Here is a 22,907-nt window from a genome sequence, read left to right on the forward strand (position 1 = left end):
TAGATGAATAGCCAGCTACAAGAGCTTTGTGAACTCGATCAACTAATTATCTCTAAACTGGAATTTAGTGAAATTAATGCTGAAGAAATAACGCAGCTTGTCGATAACAGAGAACAGTTATTGCAAAACGTGCTTCAAATAATCGACTCACATCCCGACGTTAAGCAAAGTTCTGAATGGTTTGAAGCCATTACCAGAACCAGAAAATTAGTCGAATTGATGCAGTCTGAGACGAGTCGAGTAGGTAAGACCCTACATAAATACCGTCACGGCGCTAAATCAGTTCAACAATACAAAAAGTTTTTATAGAAGAGGTTTACTATGCGCGGTTCTTTACAGGCATATAAAAAGGTATCAGTGGATAGTCAGCTAACGGCTGCCTCACCGCATAAGATTGTACAAATGCTAATGGCCGGTGCTATCGAGCGTTTGATTCAAGGCAAAGCGGCAATGCAAGCAGGCAACATCCCAGTGAAAGGTGAGCGACTTGGTAAGGCTCTAGATATCATTATTAGCCTACGTAGTTGCCTATCTATGGACGATGGTGGCGATATTGCGAAAAACCTAGATCAACTTTATGAGTTCATGATCACGCAAATTTCTGCGGCAAATCACAAAAATGACCCACAGCCTATTGATGATGTTATCGATATTATTCGCGAAATTAAGAGCGCTTGGGACCAAATTCCGAACGAATATCACAACTTGACGTCCGCTGACGTAGGTATTTAAAGAAAAATTGCAGTTTTAACCAATCTCATATCCCTTAATTGGTTGGTTGCCTTATTTTTTTAATCAAATAAAATAGAAGCCATTAGATAGCCTAATGGCTTTTTTCGTTGCTGATTTCCTAAATTTGTCCACGTAGACCATAATCATTGATACATCTCACTGTTTTATAGACTACGTTGCTCACCGTTTTTCCGCATCGCACCAAAATAAAGGCAATAATTCCTACTTATGCAAGGTTTGGCAAAACTGCTTGTCGTCGATGATAACGCTCAAGATCTTCACAATTTAAGCACAATATTAGAGTTTGTAGGAGAGAGCTGCGAAGTAATCAGCTCTGAACAAGCACGTAAAGTTGACTGGTCACTACAGTGGGCCGGCTGCATTATTGGTACCATTAAAGGTAAAGGCTTCAACGCATTACTGAATGAGAAGCTTGTTCACGCCAATCACATCCCTTTACTGGTGATTGGCAAAAACAATCACCCGGTTGACGAGTTGACTAACTATGTTGGTGAGCTTGAACTTCCTCTTAACTACCCGCAATTAAGTGATGCATTAAGACACTGTAAAGACTTCTTAGGCCGCAAAGGTGTTCAAGTTGTGTCTTCGGCACGCAAGAACACCCTGTTTCGCAGCCTAGTAGGACAAAGTGCTGGCATTCAAGAAGTACGTCACTTAATTGAACAAGTCTCTTCTACGGAAGCGAACGTGCTGATTCTTGGTGAATCTGGTACAGGCAAAGAAGTCGTAGCGCGTAACATTCACTATCACTCTAAACGTCGTTCAGGGCCTTTTGTTCCTGTAAACTGTGGCGCGATTCCACCTGATTTGCTTGAAAGTGAACTGTTTGGTCATGAGAAGGGCGCATTTACTGGGGCGATTACCGCACGTAAAGGCCGTTTTGAATTGGCTGAAGGTGGCACACTGTTTCTTGATGAAATTGGCGATATGCCGATGGCGATGCAAGTTAAGCTGCTACGAGTACTGCAAGAGCGATGCTTTGAGCGTGTAGGTGGCAATAGCACCATACAAGCTGATGTTAGAGTGATTGCGGCAACCCACCGCAACCTTGAAGATATGATCGACGATGATTCGTTCCGTGAAGATCTTTACTACCGCTTAAATGTATTCCCGATTGAAATGCCGGCGCTTCAAGATCGTAAAGAAGATATTCCACTGTTGCTTCAAGAGCTGATGACTCGAATGGAAGCGGAAGGCAGCATGCCTATCTGTTTCACGGCTCGTGCTATCAACTCTTTGATGGAGCATTACTGGCCAGGTAACGTTCGTGAACTAGCGAACCTGGTTGAACGAATGGTTATCTTGTATCCAAACAGCTTGGTTGATGTGAATCACCTGCCAACTAAATATCGATACAGCGATATCCCTGAGTTCCAGCCAGAGTTTAATAGCTTTGGATCTGAAGAGGAGCAAGAGCGTGATGCACTTGCTGACTTATTCTCAGAAGATTTCAGTTTTGATCAGCAAGATGATATTGCCGACAATGCTAATGCGCCTCAAGAGTTACCGCCAGAAGGGGTTAACTTGAAAGAGCTACTCGCGGATATGGAAGTGAATATGATCAATCAAGCGTTGGAAGCGCAGGGCGGCATTGTTGCTCGTGCTGCTGACATGCTTGGAATGCGTAGAACCACTCTGGTTGAAAAAATGCGTAAATATAACTTGCAGCGATAGTGTCCAGTTTTCGATGAAAACGAAAAACTAGCACACACTTTTTAGCTATTTGGTAACTCTAGCTAAGTGAACAGATAAACCATAGTCGAGTTGTTGCTTGCTTAACTATGTGATAAATATAGCAAATAGCCTGACTCGTGTTGTACGTCTCAGGCTGTTTTAGTATTTGAGGCAAATTTTTGACATGCGCGTATCTAACGAACCAGAAAATCAATCACACCTAGATTCTGTTGAACAGCAGGTTGAGCGCTATAAGCAAGTACTCGACGTGATGCCAGCAGGGGTTATCTTGTTAGATACACACGGCGAAGTGAGAGAAGCGAACCCTGAAGCGCATCGTATTCTTGGTGTTGAGTTGGTTGGTGAGAAGTGGTTTTCAGTGATTCAAAGTGCCTTTGACCCAAAAGACGATGACGGTCATGAGATCTCATTGAAGAACGGGCGAAAAGTGCGTTTGGCGATTTCAGCCTCTACCACGGGTCAGCTGATTTTGATTACCGATCTGACCGAGACCCGACTATTGCAGTCTCGCGTGAGTGATCTTCAGCGTTTGTCTTCATTAGGTAGAATGGTGGCCTCGCTTGCCCATCAAGTGCGAACGCCGCTTTCAAGTGCGATGCTGTATGCATCAAACCTTGCCGCGCCAAATCTGCCGCCGGCAACAAAAACGCGTTTTCAATCTAAGCTTATGGATAGATTGCATGACTTAGAGAAGCAAGTGAACGACATGCTGTTGTTTGCCAAAGGTGGTGACAACAAAGTCGTTAAGCCATTTACTGTGGCTGAATTGATCACTGAATTTCACCCTATGGTGGAAGCGGCATTGAAAACTAACCAGATTGATTATTGCCAAGAAGTTGAGGGCGAACAGACTCAAATGTTCGGCAACGCCAATGCTATCGCCTCAGCGTTAAGCAACCTAGTGTTGAACGCGGTTCAAATTGCGGGTAAGGAATCGCAGATCGATGTGTTTTTTAGGCCCGTAAATGGCGAGCTTAAGATATCAGTGCAAGACAGTGGCCCCGGCGTACCGAAAGAGCTTCAAGGTAAAATAATGGAACCCTTCTTTACCACTCGTTCACAAGGTACAGGTCTAGGCTTAGCGGTTGTACAAATGGTATGTCGAGCACATGAAGGCCGACTGGAATTGATATCAGAAGAAGGCGACGGCGCATGCTTTACCATGTGTCTACCGCTTGAAAGAAGTGCTTCTTCTGAAGACTAATAAGTTTTAACTGAATTTACACTGGAGAATCCTATGGCTCAAAGCAAAGTGTTAATCGTCGAAGATGATGAAGGTCTACGCGAAGCCCTTGTCGACACACTCGCGCTTGCTGGCTATGAATGGCTGGAAGCGGATTGTGCGGAAGATGCTCTGGTCAAATTAAAATCGAACTCCGTTGATATTGTCGTATCTGACGTGCAGATGGCGGGCATGGGTGGCTTGGCACTATTGAGAAACATTAAGCAGCATTGGCCAAATTTGCCGGTATTGCTAATGACAGCGTACGCCAACATCGAAGATGCCGTTGCTGCAATGAAAGAGGGCGCTATCGACTATATGGCAAAGCCATTTGCGCCAGAAGTGCTGCTCAACATGGTCAGCCGTTATGCGCCTGTAAAGTCGGATGACAATGGTGACGCTATCGTTGCTGATGAAAAAAGTATCAAGCTAATGATGCTGGCTGATAAAGTTGCGAAAACCGATGCCAACGTCATGGTGTTGGGCCCGAGTGGTTCTGGTAAAGAGGTGATGTCTCGCTACATTCACAATGCTTCTAGCCGAAAAGATGGCCCGTTTGTCGCGATTAACTGCGCGGCGATCCCAGACAACATGTTAGAAGCGACCCTGTTTGGTTATGAAAAAGGCGCATTTACTGGCGCTATTCAAGCTTGCCCGGGGAAATTCGAGCAAGCGCAGGGCGGTACAATTCTGTTGGATGAGATCAGTGAAATGGATCTTAGCCTACAAGCCAAACTACTGCGTGTTTTGCAAGAGCGCGAAGTTGAGCGATTAGGTAGTCGTAAGAGCATCAAATTGGATGTTCGTGTATTAGCGACCAGTAACCGAGACCTTAAACAGTATGTTTCTGAAGGGAATTTCCGTGAGGATTTATACTACCGCCTGAATGTATTCCCAATTTCTTGGCCTCCATTGTGCGAGCGTAAAGGCGATATTGAGCCTTTAGCCAAGCACTTAGTTGAGCGCCACTGCACCAAACTTGGTATGCCTGTACCCGTTATGTCAGCACAAGCGATCAGCAAACTCGTCAATTATCCGTGGCCGGGCAATGTTCGCGAATTAGACAATGTGGTACAGCGTGCGCTAATATTGAGCGAACAAGAGAACATCTCTGGTGAGCATATCCTTCTTGAAGGTGTCGATTGGCAAGACGCAAGCAGCCTACAACAAATCGTCGAAGGCAGTGACGTAGCTGCGCCAGAAATTAAGCCTATTGCCGAAGCAAACCCAATCAATAAAATCGCGGCTAGCAGCGAAGGGTTAGGTAATGAGCTTAGAGATCAAGAGTATGCGATCATTCTTGAAACCCTGATTGCATGTAATGGCCGACGCAAAGATATGGCTGAAAAACTGGGCATTAGCCCTCGTACACTGCGTTACAAGTTGGCTAAAATGCGCGATGCTGGAATAGATATCCCAAACTGAGGATAGATTAGTAGTGTCAGCTTTCTGACTAGTGTAATACGATATCTAGTCAATTTAATGTGTGGCACGCTAATTGCTCTGTCAATAATATAGCTAAATAGATAGTCATAATTTTGACTCCTGAGGTAGTAGATGAGAATAGATGGTTTACAAGGCGAAATGCAGGCGATGATGGTCGAAGCTGCCAGCGCGCGTCCCGCAGCAACGGGGCAAGCGGTCGGTGCAGATTTTGGCAACATGCTGACTAATGCCATCAATAATGTGAACTCATTACAAAAGACTTCAGGTGATCTTCAAGCTCGTTTTGATAGTGGCGACCAAAGCGTATCCCTATCGGACGTGATGATTGCTCGTAATAAATCTAGTGTGGCTTTTGAGGCGACGATCCAAATTAGAAATAAATTGGTCGAATCGTACAAAGAGCTGATGAATATGCCGGTATAAGTTGGGTAGTTAAATAGTGGCAGATAATAGTCAAACAACAGATTTAACCGTAAGCGATAGCAACGACCACGCACTGATTGCAGGCTCTGAGCTAGACGGAGAAGGGCAAAATCCCGATCTAGGTGAACGCAGTTCATCGAAGTTCGATATGGCTGTCGGTGATCTCGATTTACTTCGTCAGGTCGTCTTAGTCCTTTCTATCTCTATCTGTGTAGCGCTGATTGTGATGCTGTTTTTCTGGGTAAAAGAGCCAGAAATGCGTCCACTAGGAGCTTACGAAACAGAAGAGTTGATTCCCGTTCTTGACTACTTGGATCTGCAAAAGATCGAGTACACGCTTGAAGGCAACACCATCTCAGTACCGGCTAGTGAGTACAATTCTCTGAAGCTCAATATGGTTCGAGCTGGTTTGAACCAAGAGCGAAACGCGGGTGATGACATCCTCATGCAAGACATGGGCTTTGGTGTATCACAACGTTTAGAACAAGAACGCCTTAAATTAAGCCGTGAAAGACAGCTTGCCAAAGCCATTGAGCAGATGAAACAGGTGCGTAAAGCTCAGGTTTTATTAGCCCTGCCGAAGCAGAGTGTTTTTGTACGCCATAATCAAGAAGCTTCCGCTTCCGTATTTCTAACCCTCAAAACCGGCACTAATCTCAAGCAGCAAGAAGTCGATTCTGTTGTGGATATGGTGGCAAGTGCCGTTCCGGGAATGAAAACCTCACGTATTACGGTGACCGATCAGCATGGCCGATTGTTGAGCTCAGGCTCTCAAGACCCTATGTCAGCGGCGCGTCGTAAAGAACACGAGTTAGAGCGCAATCAAGAACAAGCGCTGCGTGAAAAAATTGACTCCATCCTGATTCCTATTCTTGGGTTTGGTAACTACACCGCTCAGGTTGATATCCAGCTCGATTTCAGTGCTGTGGAGCAAACCAGAAAACGTTTTGATCCGAATACACCGGCGACTCGAAGTGAATACACTTTAGAAGATTACAACAATGGAAATACGGTGGCGGGTATTCCGGGTGCGTTGAGTAACCAGCCTCCAGCGGATGCCTCAATTCCACAAGATGTGGCTCAGATGAAAGACGGCGCGATGACAGGTCAAGGCTCTGTTCACAAAGAAGCGACTCGAAACTTTGAGCTAGACACCACCATCAGTCATGAACGTAAACAGAGCGGCACGGTTAATCGTCAGACGGTTTCTGTTGCGATCAAAGACCGCCAATCCTTGAACCCAGATACGGGTGAAGTGGTTCATACGCCAATCCCGGCGAGCGAAATCAATGCGATTCGCCAAGTACTGATTGGTACGGTGGGCTTTGATGAAACTCGTGGTGATTTGCTCAACGTATTAAGCATGCAGTTTGCACCTCAAGTAACAGATGTTGTTGCTGATGTGCCAATCTGGGAGCATCCAAACTTCAATGATTGGGTTCGTTGGTTTGCAAGTGCCTTGGTTATCATTGTGGTGGTGTTGGTACTTGTTCGCCCTGCAATGAAGAAACTGCTTAACCCAGCAGCAGACAACGATGAACAGATGTACGGACCTGATGGCATGCCAATTGGTGCCGACGGCGAAACCAGCTTAATTGGTGGTGATATTGAAGGTGGTGAGCTGTTTGAATTTGGTTCAAGTATCGACTTACCAAACCTTCATAAAGACGAGGACGTGCTGAAAGCAGTACGTGCACTTGTAGCGAATGAACCAGAGCTAGCAGCTCAAGTAGTTAAGAATTGGATGGTAGATGGCTAACGAAATAGTTCCACAACAAACTGAAGGCGGTGAAGTGCTTGATGTCTCTAGCGTGGATATCGGCTCTATCTCAGGCGATGAGCGCGCTGCGATCTTGTTGCTCAGTTTAAATGAAGAAGATGCTGCTGGTATTATTCGTCACCTAGAGCCAAAGCAGGTTCAGCGTGTGGGTAGTGCGATGGCGCGAGCTACAGACCTATCCCAAGAGAAAGTAGGCGCTGTGCACCGTGCTTTCTTAGATGATATTCAGAAGTACACCAACATTGGTATGGGCAGCGAAGACTTCATGCGTAATGCGTTAGTTGCTGCTCTGGGTGAAGACAAGGCGAATAACCTTGTTGACCAAATCCTTCTCGGCACAGGTTCGAAAGGTTTGGATTCGCTTAAGTGGATGGATCCTCGTCAGGTGGCGAGCATTATCATCAACGAGCACCCTCAAATTCAAACTATTGTGTTGTCGTACCTCGATGCCGATCAATCGGCTGAGATCCTGTCTCAGTTCCCAGAGCGAGTTCGTCTGGATCTGATGATGCGTATTGCCAACCTTGAAGAAGTTCAACCTTCGGCGCTTGCTGAACTGAATGAAATCATGGAGAAACAGTTCGCGGGTCAAGCGGGTGCTCAAGCTGCCAAAATTGGTGGCCTGAAAGCCGCGGCTGAGATCATGAACTACATGGATAACAACGTGGAAGGCGTCTTGATGGATCAAATCCGTGACCAAGACGAAGACATGGCAACACAGATTCAAGATCTGATGTTTGTCTTTGAAAACCTTATTGAAGTTGATGACCAAGGTGTTCAACGACTACTACGTGATGTTCCACAAGATATTCTACAGAAAGCACTTAAAGGTGCAGATGAAGGTCTACGTGAGAAGATCTTCAAGAACATGTCTAAACGTGCTGCCGATATGATGAGAGACGATATTGAGGCGATGCCGCCAGTCAAAGTCTCTGATGTTGAAGCGGCTCAGAAAGAGATTTTGGGTATCGCGAGGAAGATGGCAGACAGTGGCGAAATTATGCTGTCTGGTGGCGCCGACGAGTTCCTTTAATACAGAAATCTCAAAAGCCCCACACTGTTGGGGCTTTTCTTTATCCAATCTCGAACCACAGATTAACTCAGTTTAACTGCTTGAATTCACAATACAGTTAAGCCACTCATAGATAGGTACTGATATGTCAGGTGATAGAAAACGCGGCTTCCTTCGCCCTGAAGAAGATAATACGGTTGCCCAACCTCAGAAATGGGGGCTGCCTGACTACACCTCTGACGTGAGCAAACAAGCCAAAGAAACCGCTTTTAACTACGACCCTAGTTGGATGCCAACGGTTGAAGAAGCCATTGAAGATGAAGAGCTGGTTCTGACTGAAGAGCAAATCGAGCTGATTAAACAAGGCGCTTATCAGGAAGGGCTGCATCAAGGCCAAGAAGCGGGCTTTAAGCAAGGTTATGAAAAAGGTAAAGAAGAAGGTTTTGCCGCAGGTCACGAAGAAGGCAACGAAGCCGGCAAGCTTGAAGGCGTAACCGCGGGTCAAGAATACATTCAACAACAAGTGGCCGTCTTCATGGGGCTGGCAAACCAGTTTGCTCAACCGTTAGAGCTGATGAACGCTCAGGTGGAGAAGCAATTGGTCGATATGGTGCTTACCATGGTCAAAGAAGTGGTTCATGTTGAAGTACAAACCAATCCACAAATCATATTAGATACCGTTAAAGAGTCGGTAGAGTCGTTGCCGATCTCTGGTCATGCCATCACATTGAAGCTTAACCCAGAAGATGTCGCGATCATTCGCTCTGCGTATGGCGAAACTGAATTGGACTGTCGTAATTGGACACTGGTAGCAGAGCCAGCACTCAACCGTGGTGACGTGCAAATCGAAGCAGGTGAGTCGAGCGTTAACTACCGTATGGAAGATCGCGTAAAGAACGTCATTCAAAACTTCTGCGGTGCAAACCGTCACCAGGGTCATGAGTAATGCTTGAGTTAGCGAACCGTCTCAGTCAGTACAAAGTCGAAGGGTTAAAATCACGACCGATTGCCTCAGGTAAGTTAGTACGCGTTGTTGGCTTAACGCTTGAAGCGACCGGCTGTAAAGCGCCAATCGGAAGTTTGTGTTTAGTCGAAACCATGTCTGGTCAGATGGAAGCCGAAGTCGTCGGTTTCTCTGGCGATAACCTATTTTTGATGCCGAGTGAGCAAATCACCGGGATCTTACCTGGCGCTCGCGTCACGCCAATGACTACCGAAAGTGGTATCCCTGTTGGAATGGAACTGCTCGGTCGAGTGATCGACGGCGTAGGTAATCCACTCGACGGTTTAGGTCCAATCTATACAGAGCAACGCGCTTCATTTAATGCGGAGCCAATCAACCCGTTAGCTCGTAAACCGATTTCTGAACCACTCGATGTCGGCTTGAAAGCCATTAATGGTTTGCTAACCGTGGGTAAAGGGCAACGTATCGGTCTGTTTGCTGGCTCTGGTGTCGGTAAATCCGTAACTCTGGGCATGATGACTCGAGGCACAACTGCGCAAGTAGTGGTCGTAGGCCTAATCGGTGAGCGTGGACGAGAAGTTAAAGAATTTATTGAAGAGATTCTTGGTGAAGATGGCCGTAAGCGTTCGGTTGTTGTTGCCGCTCCTGCCGACTCATCACCATTGATGCGCTTAAAAGGCTGTCAAACCGCGTTGGCTGTCGCCGAGTACTTCCGCGACCAAGGCTTAGATGTTCTGCTACTCATGGATTCATTGACCCGTTTTGCTCAAGCTCAGCGTGAAATTGCTCTGTCTGTGGGTGAGCCGCCAGCAACCAAGGGCTATCCGCCATCAGTCTTCGCTAAGCTTCCTGCGCTGGTGGAACGAGCAGGTAACGGCAATGATGAACAAGGTTCTATCACGGCTTTCTTTACCGTGTTAACCGAAGGCGATGACTTACAAGATCCGATTGCGGATGCGTCGCGAGCAATTCTCGATGGTCACGTTGTGTTATCTCGTGAGATGGCCGATGCCGGTCACTACCCAGCGATTGACGTTGAGAAATCCGTCAGTCGTGTTATGCCGCAAATCACCACTGAAGAACATGTCTTGATGTCGAAAGCGGTAAGGCAAGTGCTGTCTATCTGCCGTAAAAACCAAGATTTGGTGTCAATTGGTGCTTACAAGCCAGGAACGGATCCAGCAATCGATAGTGCCTTCACGTTGAAACCAAAACTGGATGAGTACTTGCAGCAGAAGATGAAAGAGACCGTCCCATACGACATGTGCGTCAACATGTTGAAACATGTATTGGGTGGCTAACGGGTGAATAAGGTTAGTCATGGATAACGCATTAGAATTTTTGCTCGATCAAGCCAAAGATCAAGAGAACCAAGCGGTACTTGCGCTCAACAAAGCGAACTCTGAGCTGCAAGGCTACTATGAGCAGGTTGCGCAGATTGAAAAGTATCGACTGGATTACTGTCAGCAGCTCGTTGACCGCGGCAAGGCAGGCTTAACGGCGAGCCAATATGGTCACTTGAACCGCTTCTTAACTCAGTTGGATGAAACATTATCCAAACAGAGAGAAGCCGAGCACCACTTTAAAAATCAAGTCGACAACTGCCAAAGCTACTGGATGGAGTTACGCAAAAAACGTAAATCCTACGAGTGGTTGATGGAGAAAAAGCAGAAAGAGAAAGCAAAGCTGCAAGATCGAAGAGAACAAAAGCAAATGGATGAATTTTCGACTCTGTTATACAGCCGAAAGAAGATGTGATCCTAAGCCACGAATGACGTCAGTGCTGTTCTCTATATTGTGAAAACCGAACTTATAGGCATGTTTCTTGCTCCGTTTTATATAAAATTGCGCGTTATGCCCACCAAAGGCATGAAAAGCATCCGACTTTCTTTTTGTTGCCTGATTCATGGCAGCAAAGCTAGTAGATAGAGCTTGTATATATGAATGTTAGTCTTTCCTCAAATTCAGCGACCAACAAAATGTCATCGTTGTTGGACACCGGTTCTGCCTCTTCCAAGGTAGAAGAAACCGGCGACTCTAAAGGTTTCTTTGAGTCCTTTAAAGAAGCGCTCGGCTTTGAAGAAAGTGACAGTAAAGTCGCAGCAAAAGACACAGAAAGCACTGCGAAACCTGATACTAAACAGACATCTACCGAAGGTGAAGCGTCAGCCGAAGCGAACAAAGGTGATTCCGCTGAATCAAAGGCTACTGACGAAGTGAGCGAAGCGCAAAGCAAGCAAGCAGCTTCAGAAGTAGAAGGCGAGAAAGCTGCTGATAAAACATCAGCAGAGGCTGCGTCTGGATCTGAGGCTCAGCTCAAAGCCAATTCGGGCACTGATAGCACTGTCGCTGATAAGACTGTTGCAGATAAGGCAGATGGTAAAGATGCGCAGGATACGACTAACGAATCTAAAGAACATATTGCTCAATCCCAAACTCAGGGTCCATCAGCGGTAGATGGTGCTACGCAGGCATCGCAAGCCAATGCAGCGATGAGCGAAGGCAATAAATTGCTTGGTCAATTGGATGAGGCAAACAAAACCCTAAATCAAGCGCCAAACGGCAAAGGCTTGCCTCAGCAAGGTCAGGTAGAACAAGCCCAAGGTAATATCACCGGTGCTTCTGTTGCAGGAGTTTCCGTTACGGATAAGGCGACACAACAAGCTAAGGCTGCAAATCAGGAGAAGAGCCTTGAAGTCGATTCTGAAATCGCTGTACTTACCGGAGGTAAGGGTGTTTCTCAGCTAACTGATACTGAAATTCGACAGTTGATGGATAAAGGCGTCACTCCAGAACAAATTGAAGCCAGTATGAGCCGAGAGCTGAGCCAAAAGAATGCAGCTAGTGCGGTTGCTGCCGAGCAGAGCCAAGCATTGTCAGCCGTGGATATTGAACTGGCAAAGCAAGTAGATGCCCATACCAAAGCGCTAAACCAATTGAATGGACAAATCGAATCAGAGCAGTCTGTTGTCGATAGCTTGCTTGATAAGCAACAAAGTGGCGCTAAGTTGACGGTTGATGAGCAAGCCGCTTTGGCTAAAGCGACCTCTAACCTAGACCTGTTGAATCAACAGCTCGCTAACGTTCAACAACAAGTAACAGCTTTGCTAAGTCAAGCTCCGGCTGCGAACAGTGCGTCTGGTGAACCCACTGCTATCGATTGGGATAATACGGATTCAAGCGAAACTAAAGCCTTAGCTGCGGCAGCATCAACAGCAGCTGTAGCGACGGCTACACAACAAGTGTCAGCGCAGGCCGCTTCTCAATCAGCAAACAATGCTCTTACGGACAAGGCGGCAATGCTGCACGCCAATAATGCACATGCAGCCCAACAGGCCGCAGCTCAACAAGCTAATGTGGCTTCACCTCAGCAGCAAGCAACGTTGGATCCAGCTTTAACCGCGCAAGGAATGGCGATGAATGCAACGCCAGCTGCCACAAAAGCAGGCTCGACTGATACGCTTCTTAAAGCGGGCGCCGGTGCAGCAGCACTGTCTGGTTTGGGTAAAGCGGGTGCTAAAGAAGATTCTAAAGATTCGACCTTTGCTCAGCAGATCGCTTCTGCGGCTGGTGCACAAGGTACGGCAACGGTGGGTTCAGCACCTACGCGAGCTGAAATTCAAGCTGCTCAACAAGCGCCCTTACAGCTCACCAAAGAGCTAGCCAATGAGCAAGTGGCTGAAAAAGTACAAATGATGATGTCTAAGAACCTTAAGAACTTGGACATTCGTCTCGACCCACCAGAATTGGGCCAAATGAAAATCCGCATGACCATGAATAATGACGTGGCAAACGTGCACTTTACGGTGAGTAATCAGCAAGCGAGAGATGTGATTGAACAAACCTTACCTCGCTTGAGAGAGATGCTTGCTCAGCAAGGTCTGCAGCTTGCCGATTCGTCTGTTCAACAACAGAACTCCGGTCAGGGACAAGATAGATACAACAATGGTGAGCAACAATCCGGCGCTAACCGCACAAATGATACGCAAGGTGATGAAAACCTTGATAGTGACAGCAATCTTGAATTGAATGTCGCATCAAAGCGTGATGGAATTAGTTATTATGCCTAATATCAGGCTAAGAACGCTTGGTTAATAGAAAAAAACAGTTAATAAAAAGAACCATCAGTTAATCGCAAGAACAGGAAGTTAGAGTAAGATATGGCCGAAGAACAAGATGCACCTAAAGGGAAGAGCAAGCTCCTTATAATTATTATTGCCGTAGTTGTGTTACTGCTTGGTATAGGTGGTGCGCTGTACTTTTTCTTAGGTTCTGACGATAGCGCCTCTGAATCTCAGTCTCAGCCAGCAACGGCTGTGGTCGCTGCAGAGCCGGTTATGTATGTTAATATTCCTCAGCCCTTCTTGTTTAATGTGACAGGTGACAAAAAAGATCGCCTAGTTCAGATAAAAGCACAGCTCATGGTACGTGGCAGTAAGAATGAAGACCTGGCTCGTTACCACTCTCCACTTGTAGAAAGTACGCTACTGGCCACGTTCGCTTCGGCAACGGTTGATCAATTGCGCTCACCAACAGGCCGCGTGGAACTGCGTAATAAGGCAACAGAAGATATTAAAGCAAGCCTGGCTCAAGCTGTTGGCCAGCCTGTGATTGAAAAAGTGTTATTCACTGACTTCGTAATTCAATAGGTAATTTGTGACCGATTTATTAAGCCAAGACGAAATTGATGCGCTGTTACATGGCGTTGATGATGTTGAAGAAGTTGAAGATGTCTTAGAAACCGAAAATGACAATGCGGTCAATTTCGACTTCTCATCTCAAGATCGAATCGTCCGTGGTCGAATGCCGACCCTTGAACTTATTAACGAGCGCTTCGCACGTCATATGCGTATCAGCTTGTTTAATATGTTACGTAAAACGGCTGAAGTGTCGATCAACGGCGTACAGATGATGAAGTTTGGTGAGTACCAAAACACATTGTATGTACCCACCAGTTTAAACATGGTTCGTTTCCGTCCATTGAAAGGTACGGCACTCATCACCATGGAAGCTCGTCTGGTTTTCATTCTCGTAGAGAACTTTTTTGGCGGTGATGGTCGTTTCCACGCCAAGATTGAAGGTCGTGAATTCACGCCTACTGAAAGACGAATCATTCAGTTACTGCTGAAAATTGTTTTTGAAGATTACAAAGAAGCTTGGTCGCCAGTGATGGGGGTTGAGTTTGAATACTTGGATTCCGAAGTGAACCCAAGTATGGCGAACATTGTGAGCCCAACCGAAGTGATTGTTGTGAGTTCGTTCCACATTGAAGTGGATGGCGGTGGTGGTGACTTCCACGTTGTCATGCCTTACTCCATGGTTGAGCCGATCCGTGAACTGCTTGATGCGGGTGTTCAATCAGACAAGATGGAAACCGATGTTCGTTGGAGTACCGCACTGCGTGATGAGATCATGGATGTGCCCGTCAATTTCCGCGTGAATTTGCTAGAGCAAGATATTTCCCTTCGTGATCTGATGGAGCTGCGCCCTGGTGATGTTATCCCAATGAACATGCCTGAGCACGCAACCATGTTTGTCGAAGAACTGCCGACTTATCGTGTGAAAATGGGCCGTTCTGGTGAGAAGCTTGCAGTACAGATTTCGGAAAAAATTCAAAGACCACATGTGGTTAAAACTGATCTCGCTTTTCTAGGTAAAGACTTATTGTCTGAGCTCGAAAACAGTGATGATGACGACGAATAGTAAAATAGATAAAAGTATAGGAATTGGTAATGGAACCTAGTGAAGATCAAAAGCTAGCAGACGAATGGGCTGCAGCACTTGGTGAAGATCCTTTAGCGCCGTCAATTGATGTTGATGATGTGCTTGCGGCACCACTTGATGAGCTAACCGATTCATCATCTCCGATTTCTGAAGATGAGCGTCGTAAGCTGGATACCATTATGGATATTCCAGTGACTATTTCGATGGAAGTTGGTCGCTCTCAGATCAGTATCCGTAATTTACTTCAGTTGAACCAAGGTTCGGTTGTTGAGCTAGATAGAATTGCTGGTGAGTCACTGGATGTGATGGTAAACGGTACCTTGATTGCTCATGGTGAAGTGGTTGTGGTGAACGACAAGTTTGGTATTCGTTTGACTGACGTTATTAGCCAAACAGAACGAATTAAGAAGCTGCGTTAATGAGCTTTTTGTCTCAAAGACTTGCGGGCTCTTTTCTCGGAATGACAGGTTTGTTACGAGGAATCTTGGGAGTAGGGCTATTAACGGTTCCTTCCATTGCTTTTGCAGCAACACCGCCTTCTCTCGATTTAGCGACCACCTTTGGGTCGCTAATTTTCGTTATAGCCTTCATTTTATTTATTGCTTGGCTACTCAAGCGAATGCAAGTACCTGCGATGTCGAATCAACAAGGTTTGGCGATTGTTAGGCAAATCCCTGTTGGTACTAAAGAGCGTATCGCTATTGTGCAAGCGGGTGATGAACAGTTCTTGGTAGGGATTACCACACAATCGATTCAGCTGATCTCTAAGCTCGATAAACCTCTTACTCAGGAGATGCTGGAAAAAAGTACATTTTCAAGTCAGCTTTCCCAGCTAATAAAAAAAGATGCAAACAAGTAACGGACTTTTGAACTCCTCTTACTTTCACCAAGCCGGAGCTTTCCGAGCGGTGAAAGTGTGGTTGGTTCAGCTTATTCTCCTATGCTCAATCGTATTCAGTGTGTCGGTATTTGCACAAGCTGAAGACGGCACCGTCATTCCTGCGAATACCGCTGGCTCGGAATCGGTCACTATCAGCACGATGGAACAAGACCAAGCCAAATCGACAACCATGACCACGGGCAGCTTGACTGGCAATGGTGGCGGCATACCTGCCTTTACCATGACAACCAATGCCAATGGCGGTGAAGACTACTCGATTAACCTGCAAATTCTCGCGTTAATGACCATGCTTGGCTTCTTGCCGGCGATGGTGATTTTGATGACATCGTTCACTCGTATTGTGGTTGTGATGTCTATCTTGCGTCAGGCGATGGGTCTACAACAAACACCGTCTAACCAAGTCATTATTGGTATCGCGATATTCTTGACCTTCTTCATCATGTCGCCAGTGATTAATCAAGTTAACGAACAAGCAGTTCAGCCTTATCTTAATGAACAGATATCGGCACGACAGGCATTTGATGTTGCCCAAAAACCGATTAAATCCTTCATGCTCAAGCAGACTCGAATCAAAGATCTTGAAACCTTTGTTGAGATTTCTGGCGCGGAAGTGACTAACCCTGAAGATGTTTCGATGGCGGTTCTGATTCCAGCATTTATCACATCGGAATTAAAAACGGCTTTCCAAATCGGATTTATGCTGTTCTTGCCTTTCCTAATCATCGACTTGGTGGTGGCATCGGTATTGATGGCTATGGGTATGATGATGTTGTCACCGATGATTGTATCGCTGCCGTTTAAGTTGATGCTGTTTGTTCTTGTTGATGGCTGGAACTTGATACTCTCCACACTCGCCGGCAGTTTTGCCTTGTAGCTGGGGGAATAATGAATCCTGAAATATTCGTAGAGTTGTTCCGAGATGCCCTTTGGATGGTATTAATCATGGTTTGCGCCATCATTATTCCTAGCCTGCTGATCGGTTTGGTTGTGGCTGTTTTCCAAGCTGCGACCTCAATCAACGAACAAACCCTGAGTTTCCTGCCGCGTTTGATCGTAACTTTGTTGGCGTTGATGCTATTCGCACACTGGATGACCCAGATGATGATGGAGTTCTTTTTTGAGCTCATCGAACGCTTGCCGCAAGTTCTGTATTAAACCGATATGGAATACCCAACGAGCCTTGTACTAGAGTGGTTAGCCAATTATTTTTGGCCATACACTCGCATCTCAGCGATGCTGATGGTGATGACGGTAACAGGGGCACGCTTCGTGTCGCCGCGTATTCGTCTGTATTTAGGCTTGGCGATCACTTTTGCGGTGATGCCTGCGATTCCGGCCGTTCCCAAAGAGATTGAACTTCTGTCCTTTCAAGGCTTCCTGACTGTCTTCGAGCAAATTGTGATTGGCGTGGCCATGGGTTTTGTTACCCAGTTCATGATTCAAACCTTTGTTATGCTGGGTCAGATCCTCGGTATGCAATCGAGCTTGGGTTTTGCATCAATGGTCGACCCGGCTAACGGGCAAAATACGCCGGTACTTGGTCAGCTGTTCATGCTGCTAGCGACCATGTTTTTTTTGGCGACCGATGGTCACTTGAAAATGCTGCAGCTGGTGGTGTTTAGTTTTAAGACCTTGCCGATTGGCAGTGGCTCTCTAACCTCTGTGGATTTTCGAGAGCTCGCGTTGTGGCTCGGCATCATGTTCAAAACGGCATTAGCGATGTCATTGTCGGGGATTATTGCGCTGCTAACGATTAACCTCTCTTTTGGTGTAATGACGCGTGCGGCACCTCAATTAAACATCTTTTCTTTGGGTTTTGCATTTGCGCTACTCGTGGGTCTGTTACTTTGTTGGTACATCCTTGGCGGCTTGTATAGTCACTATGAGCTATTCTGGATGCAGGGCGAACAACAGATATGTCGTCTAATCCGGTTAGATTGCTAGGAGACTGAAATGGCAGAGTCAGACGGTCAAGAACGCACAGAAGACGCCACGCCCAAACGCTTGCAACAAGCCAAAGAGAAAGGGCAGGTTGCAAGGTCAAAAGAGCTAGCGTCAGCATCGGTATTAATTGTCGGTGCGATTGCTTTAATGTGGTTTGGCGAATCGATGGCGAAGGCTTTGTTCGAGGCCATGCAACGTCTGTTCTCTTTGAGTCGCGACGAAATTTTTGACACTAACAAACTCCTAGAAATCGCTGGTGGTGCACTGGTGAACCTGCTGTTCCCGCTGTTTTTGATACTGATAACCTTGTTTGTTGCTGCCGTCATCGGCGCTGCGGGTGTCGGTGGGATTAACTTCTCAATGCAAGCAGCAATGCCTAAGGCGTCTAAGCTCAACCCACTCAGTGGCATCAAGCGTATGTTTGGCCTGCAAAGCTGGGTTGAACTGCTCAAGTCTATTCTTAAAGTAGCGCTCGTATCGGGGATGGCGATTTATCTGATTCAAGCCTCTCAGCATGATTTAATGCAGCTGAGTATGGATGTGTACCCACAGAACATCTTCCATGCCTTGGATATCTTGCTCAATTTCATCCTGTTGATCAGTTGCTCGCTGCTTATTGTGGTGGCGATTGATATCCCGTTCCAGATCTGGCAACACGCCGATCAATTGAAGATGACCAAACAAGAAGTCAAAGACGAATTCAAAGACACTGAAGGTAAGCCGGAAGTGAAAGGCCGAATTCGTATGCTTCAAAGGGAAGCGGCTCAGCGTCGCATGATGGCAGACGTTCCTCAAGCGGATGTGATTGTGACCAACCCGGAACACTTTTCAGTGGCGCTGCGCTATAAGCAGAATCAAGACAAAGCACCAATTGTGGTTGCTAAAGGTGTCGACCACATGGCGATGAAGATCCGAGAGATTGCGCGTGCAAACGACATCTATATAGTTCCAGCGCCGCCATTGGCGAGGGCGCTTTATCACACCACTGAGCTAGAACAACAAATTCCTGACGGTCTGTTTACGGCAGTTGCACAAGTGCTTGCATATGTTTTCCAGCTTAAACAGTACCGAAAACGAGGTGGTGAGCGACCAAAACTGCAAGATTCTAATATGCCGATCCCACCTGATTTACGTCATTAGATCAATTGCTTGAGCTCTGCGTGATGAACCCTGATAATAGCGAGCTAGCTAATCTTCCTTTTATAGAGGTGATGGCGATAATTTGACGTGAGATGTTGGTACAGTGTTTGCTGTAGTAGCCTGAACATTATAAGCCCATAGCAAACAGCCCTGACTAAGACCTAATCCACTTGTTCAGAGAGCTACAACATAGCGAAACTGTCTAGATTTATGAAATTCTCCCTGCCTTTTGCGGACAAGCTACCTAAAATCCCTAACCGTGCCATGCCTGCGATTGGTGCACCTATTATGGTACTTGCAACGCTTGCTATGGTGGTGTTGCCCATTCCAGCTTTCTTGTTGGATATGTTCTTCACCTTCAACATTGCACTGTCTATGGTTGTGCTACTGGTCTCGGTATATACCCGCAGGCCTTTAGACTTCGCTGCATTCCCGACCGTCCTGCTGATTGCGACTCTACTTCGATTGGCCTTGAACGTTGCTTCGACACGTGTGGTATTGCTTCATGGTCATGAAGGTGGCGACGCGGCCGGTAATGTGATTGAAGCCTTCGGTAACGTGGTTATCGGTGGTAACTATGCGGTAGGTCTAGTGGTGTTCTTGATTCTTATGATCATCAACTTCATGGTTGTAACCAAAGGTGCGGGTCGTATCTCGGAAGTAAGCGCGCGTTTCACGTTAGACGCCTTACCGGGTAAACAGATGGCAATCGATGCCGACTTGAACGCAGGTTTGATCGACCAAGACCAGGCGCGTCTGAGACGTTTTGAAGTAACCAAAGAAGCTGACTTCTACGGTTCGATGGACGGTGCTTCTAAGTTTGTTAAAGGCGATGCGATCGCTGGTATCTTAATCTTATTCATCAACATCATTGGTGGCTTGAGCATTGGTATGGCTCAGTTTGACCTTGGTTTTGGCGAAGCAATCGAAATCTATACACTACTGACTATCGGTGATGGTCTGGTAGCACAAATTCCGTCTCTATTACTGTCTATTGCAGCTGCGATGATGGTAACGCGTCAAAACACCGATGAAGATATGGGCGAGCAACTTGTCTTCCAAATGTTCGACAACCCTAAAGCCCTTATGATCACTGCCGCCATCCTTGGCATTATGGGTATTGTTCCTGGCATGCCACATTTCTCGTTCTTGAGCCTTGCCATCGTTGCAGGCGCGGGGGCGTACTACATCGATAAAAAGAACAAGAAGAAGGCGGAAGAACCTAACCTTCCGGCCACGGTTGAAGCCAATGGAGAAGTAGGCTCTCAGAAGGAGCTCTCTTGGGATGATGTTCAACCTGTCGATATTATTGGTTTAGAAGTGGGTTACCGTTTAATTCCTTTGGTTGATAGAGACCAAGGTGGTGAATTGCTTGAACGCGTTAAAGGTGTGCGTAAAAAGCTGTCTCAAGACTTTGGTTTCTTGATCCCAGCAGTACACATTCGCGATAACCTAGAACTGACACCAAACAGCTACCGCATTACCTTGATGGGTGTTGCTGTGGGTGAAGCTGAGATTAAGCCAGACATGGAACTCGCGATTAACCCGGGCCAAGTCTATGGCATGATCGATGGCGAGCCGACGATTGACCCTGCCTTTGGCCTTGAAGCGGTTTGGATTCGTGAAGAGCAGCGTGAACACGCACAAGCTCTAGGTTATACCGTTGTAGATTCTTCTACAGTACTGGCGACACACCTTAGCCAGCTGCTAACCAACAACGCATCGCAGCTCATTGGCCACGAAGAAGTTCAGAACTTACTTGAGATGCTCAGCCGCTCAACACCTAAGCTGGTGGAAGGTTTTGTACCGGATCAATTGCAGTTGGGTGTGGTTGTGAAAGTGCTACAGAACCTGCTGAATGAAGCGATTCCAATTCGTGACATTCGAACCATAGTCCAAACTTTGTCGGAGTATTCAGGTAAGAGTCAAGAACCTGACATACTTACTGCGGCGGTTCGCATCTCATTGAAACGATTAATTGTTCAGGAAATCAATGGTATAGAGCCCGAGTTACCAGTGATAACCTTGATTCCTGAGCTGGAACAAATCTTGCATCAAACCATGCAGGCATCCGGCGGAGAATCTGCTGGTATTGAACCTGGTTTAGCCGAACGTTTACAGACCTCTCTCAGCCACGCTACACAAGAGCAAGAGCTGAAAGGTGAGCCCGCGGTACTATTGACCTCTGGCGTGTTGCGTTCGACTCTGGCTAAGTTCGTGAAGAACACGATTCCAAGCTTGCGAGTCTTGTCTTACCAAGAAATACCGGACGAAAAGCAGATACGTATCGTACAAGCTGTTGGTAATTAAGCCGCCTAATTAGAACGGACAATCGAATTGAAAATTAAACGATTTTTTGCAAAAGATATGCGAACGGCTCTGCTCCAAGTTAAAGAAGAACTTGGTTCAGAAGCGGTGATCATGTCTAACAAAAAGGTCGCAGGTGGCGTGGAAATTGTTGCCGCTATTGATGGCGAATCCAGCCCGTCGACAGCGAGCCAGAGACTAAATAAACCTCAGCAGCCTGCCCAAAGCCAATATACGCAAATGGCCGCGCCCGCAACTCCTGCAGGGCGACGTCAACTAGACGATGACAAGGTTAGCCTGCAGTCGAATGCTGAAGGTGGACGCTCAATGACCAAGCGCTTTGCGAATATGCTAAAGCAATACAGTCATGGCGCCGATGATGAGCCACAACATCGTGCTGGAAATGAAGATTCATTGTCAGCATTGCTCAATCGTCAATCAAGCACGGGTCATAAGCCTCATAGTCATCAGACTCAAAGCAATTTGCAGTCTCATGGCCATCAGCAATCTCACGGAAACCAACAGTCTCACGGCAATCTTGATTCAGCATTTGCTCGTGAAACGGGTTTGTCTAAGTTGATTGCTGAAGACCGCAGAGTAGAGCGCCCGACACCTCGCTTGGATCCTACCCGTTATGATCGTGGTCGAGAGAACACTCAGTCCAAAGGTTCTGATACTGAAATGGAAACGATGCGCGAAGAGATGACCTCAATTCGTCGTCTGTTAGAGCATCAAGTTTCTGGGTTGATGTGGCAAGAAGTTGAGCGCCGTGAACCACTGAGAGCCATGCTTATTAAGCGCCTTGAACGTATGGGTGTATCTGCAGAGCTTGCCGATCAAATGGCTTGCTACATTCCTGAAGATACTAAACCTGCACGTGCATGGAAGGCTCTGTTAGCTCTGGTTGCTGACCAAATCTCCGTTACACAAAAAGATATTTTAAAACGCGGCGGTATTGTGGCTCTACTTGGCCCAACCGGCGTGGGTAAAACAACGACTGTTGCAAAGCTAGCTGCACGTGCTGCCATGGAATATGGCGCTGATAACGTCGCACTAGTGACAACTGACACATATCGTATAGGTGCACATGAGCAGTTATCGATCTACGGCCGAATTATGGGTTGTCCTGTAAGAGTTGCTAAAGATTCTAGCGAACTGGCCGATGTAATATATCAGTTACGTAATCGTCGCCTGATTCTGGTCGATACTGCAGGCATGGGACAACGAGATGTTCGCCTATCCGAGCAGTTAGACACATTGATGCAAGAGAGTGGTTCCGTTATCAATAGCTACCTTGTGTTGCCTGCAACCGCGCAACGCAAAGTGCTGCAAGAAACAATTGAACACTTTAGAAGAATCCCGTTGTCGGGATGCATCATGACTAAGCTGGATGAATCCCTAAGTCTAGGTGAATTCATCAGTGTCGTAATACAAAATGCATTACCAGTTGCTTACATAGCAAATGGTCAACGAGTTCCTGAAGATATCGTTATAGCTCAGCCAAAGTACATGATTGCTAAGGCTAATGAGCTATTAGAAAAATCTACAGAGAATGAACCTCATTACTGGAATAGCGATTCTGAAGGGCTCTAGGCG

22 protein-coding genes are annotated in these 22,907 nt (G+C 46.5%); all 22 read left to right on the forward strand.

Going from position 1 to position 22,907, the window contains the following annotated elements:
• Positions 1-3 precede the first annotated feature (3 nt).
• Positions 4-309 carry a flagellar protein FliT gene (locus AB4167_RS19435; RefSeq protein ID WP_017060688.1) on the forward strand — a complete coding sequence of 102 codons (306 nt, stop codon included), beginning with the start codon at positions 4-6 and terminating at the stop codon, positions 307-309.
• Positions 310-321: 12 nt separating this feature from the next.
• Entirely contained in the window at positions 322-732 is a 411-nt protein-coding gene (gene fliS, locus AB4167_RS19440) for a flagellar export chaperone FliS (RefSeq protein WP_004736194.1), read from the forward strand.
• 228 nt (positions 733-960) lie between these two features.
• Positions 961-2,427 carry a sigma-54 dependent transcriptional regulator gene (locus tag AB4167_RS19445; RefSeq protein WP_102321177.1) on the forward strand — a complete coding sequence of 489 codons (1,467 nt, stop codon included), beginning with the start codon at positions 961-963 and terminating at the stop codon, positions 2,425-2,427.
• A gap of 184 nt (positions 2,428-2,611) precedes the next feature.
• Positions 2,612-3,652, forward strand: coding sequence for a PAS domain-containing sensor histidine kinase (locus AB4167_RS19450; RefSeq protein ID WP_017060686.1), 1,041 nt, complete (start codon positions 2,612-2,614; stop codon positions 3,650-3,652).
• 33 nt (positions 3,653-3,685) lie between these two features.
• Positions 3,686-5,095, forward strand: a complete 1,410-nt coding sequence (locus tag AB4167_RS19455) for a sigma-54 dependent transcriptional regulator (protein ID WP_017060685.1) — start codon at positions 3,686-3,688, stop codon at positions 5,093-5,095.
• Between the two features lie 132 nt (positions 5,096-5,227).
• On the forward strand, positions 5,228-5,539 hold the full coding sequence (gene fliE / locus AB4167_RS19460) for a flagellar hook-basal body complex protein FliE (RefSeq protein ID WP_017060684.1): 312 nt from the start codon (positions 5,228-5,230) through the stop codon (positions 5,537-5,539).
• 16 nt (positions 5,540-5,555) lie between these two features.
• Positions 5,556-7,298: a flagellar basal-body MS-ring/collar protein FliF gene (gene fliF / locus AB4167_RS19465; protein ID WP_372128193.1), complete on the forward strand. Its 1,743-nt coding sequence runs from the start codon at positions 5,556-5,558 to the stop codon at positions 7,296-7,298.
• Positions 7,291-8,352 (forward strand): flagellar motor switch protein FliG, encoded by a 1,062-nt coding sequence (gene fliG, locus AB4167_RS19470; protein ID WP_017060682.1) that lies wholly within the window; start codon positions 7,291-7,293, stop codon positions 8,350-8,352. The genes fliF and fliG overlap by 8 nt, the downstream gene beginning before the upstream one ends.
• A gap of 124 nt (positions 8,353-8,476) precedes the next feature.
• Complete coding sequence (gene fliH / locus AB4167_RS19475; protein ID WP_017060681.1) at positions 8,477-9,277, forward strand: flagellar assembly protein FliH; 801 nt, start codon at positions 8,477-8,479, stop codon at positions 9,275-9,277.
• On the forward strand, positions 9,277-10,596 hold the full coding sequence (fliI, locus tag AB4167_RS19480; protein WP_017060680.1) for a flagellar protein export ATPase FliI: 1,320 nt from the start codon (positions 9,277-9,279) through the stop codon (positions 10,594-10,596). Before fliH ends, fliI begins: the two co-directional genes overlap by 1 nt.
• A gap of 19 nt (positions 10,597-10,615) precedes the next feature.
• The gene (fliJ, locus tag AB4167_RS19485; protein WP_017060679.1) at positions 10,616-11,053 is read left to right on the forward strand and encodes a flagellar export protein FliJ; all 438 of its coding nucleotides are present in this window, start codon (positions 10,616-10,618) and stop codon (positions 11,051-11,053) included.
• Positions 11,054-11,235: 182 nt separating this feature from the next.
• Positions 11,236-13,365: a flagellar hook-length control protein FliK gene (locus AB4167_RS19490; RefSeq protein WP_102429083.1), complete on the forward strand. Its 2,130-nt coding sequence runs from the start codon at positions 11,236-11,238 to the stop codon at positions 13,363-13,365.
• Positions 13,366-13,455: 90 nt separating this feature from the next.
• Complete coding sequence (gene fliL / locus AB4167_RS19495) at positions 13,456-13,944, forward strand: flagellar basal body-associated protein FliL (protein WP_017060677.1); 489 nt, start codon at positions 13,456-13,458, stop codon at positions 13,942-13,944.
• A 7-nt stretch (positions 13,945-13,951) separates the two neighbouring features.
• Positions 13,952-14,998, forward strand: coding sequence for a flagellar motor switch protein FliM (fliM, locus tag AB4167_RS19500; protein WP_017060676.1), 1,047 nt, complete (start codon positions 13,952-13,954; stop codon positions 14,996-14,998).
• A gap of 29 nt (positions 14,999-15,027) precedes the next feature.
• Complete coding sequence (fliN, locus tag AB4167_RS19505) at positions 15,028-15,438, forward strand: flagellar motor switch protein FliN (RefSeq protein WP_004736208.1); 411 nt, start codon at positions 15,028-15,030, stop codon at positions 15,436-15,438.
• Positions 15,438-15,878 (forward strand): flagellar biosynthetic protein FliO, encoded by a 441-nt coding sequence (gene fliO / locus AB4167_RS19510; protein ID WP_136982077.1) that lies wholly within the window; start codon positions 15,438-15,440, stop codon positions 15,876-15,878. The genes fliN and fliO overlap by 1 nt, the downstream gene beginning before the upstream one ends.
• A complete protein-coding gene (fliP, locus tag AB4167_RS19515) occupies positions 15,865-16,794 on the forward strand; it encodes a flagellar type III secretion system pore protein FliP (protein ID WP_017064117.1) in 930 nt (309 codons plus the stop codon). The genes fliO and fliP overlap by 14 nt, the downstream gene beginning before the upstream one ends.
• Before the next feature lie 11 nt (positions 16,795-16,805).
• On the forward strand, positions 16,806-17,075 hold the full coding sequence (fliQ, locus tag AB4167_RS19520; protein WP_029235191.1) for a flagellar biosynthesis protein FliQ: 270 nt from the start codon (positions 16,806-16,808) through the stop codon (positions 17,073-17,075).
• Positions 17,076-17,081: 6 nt separating this feature from the next.
• Positions 17,082-17,864 carry a flagellar biosynthetic protein FliR gene (gene fliR, locus AB4167_RS19525; RefSeq protein WP_017060672.1) on the forward strand — a complete coding sequence of 261 codons (783 nt, stop codon included), beginning with the start codon at positions 17,082-17,084 and terminating at the stop codon, positions 17,862-17,864.
• A 9-nt stretch (positions 17,865-17,873) separates the two neighbouring features.
• Complete coding sequence (flhB, locus tag AB4167_RS19530) at positions 17,874-19,004, forward strand: flagellar biosynthesis protein FlhB (protein WP_017060671.1); 1,131 nt, start codon at positions 17,874-17,876, stop codon at positions 19,002-19,004.
• Between the two features lie 210 nt (positions 19,005-19,214).
• Complete coding sequence (gene flhA, locus AB4167_RS19535) at positions 19,215-21,314, forward strand: flagellar biosynthesis protein FlhA (RefSeq protein WP_136979579.1); 2,100 nt, start codon at positions 19,215-19,217, stop codon at positions 21,312-21,314.
• A 27-nt stretch (positions 21,315-21,341) separates the two neighbouring features.
• The gene (flhF, locus tag AB4167_RS19540) at positions 21,342-22,904 is read left to right on the forward strand and encodes a flagellar biosynthesis protein FlhF (RefSeq protein WP_136979577.1); all 1,563 of its coding nucleotides are present in this window, start codon (positions 21,342-21,344) and stop codon (positions 22,902-22,904) included.
• Positions 22,905-22,907: the final 3 nt, after the last annotated feature.

This window comes from Vibrio sp. 10N.286.49.E11 (assembly GCF_041469505.1).
Classification (GTDB): domain Bacteria; phylum Pseudomonadota; class Gammaproteobacteria; order Enterobacterales; family Vibrionaceae; genus Vibrio; species Vibrio crassostreae_C.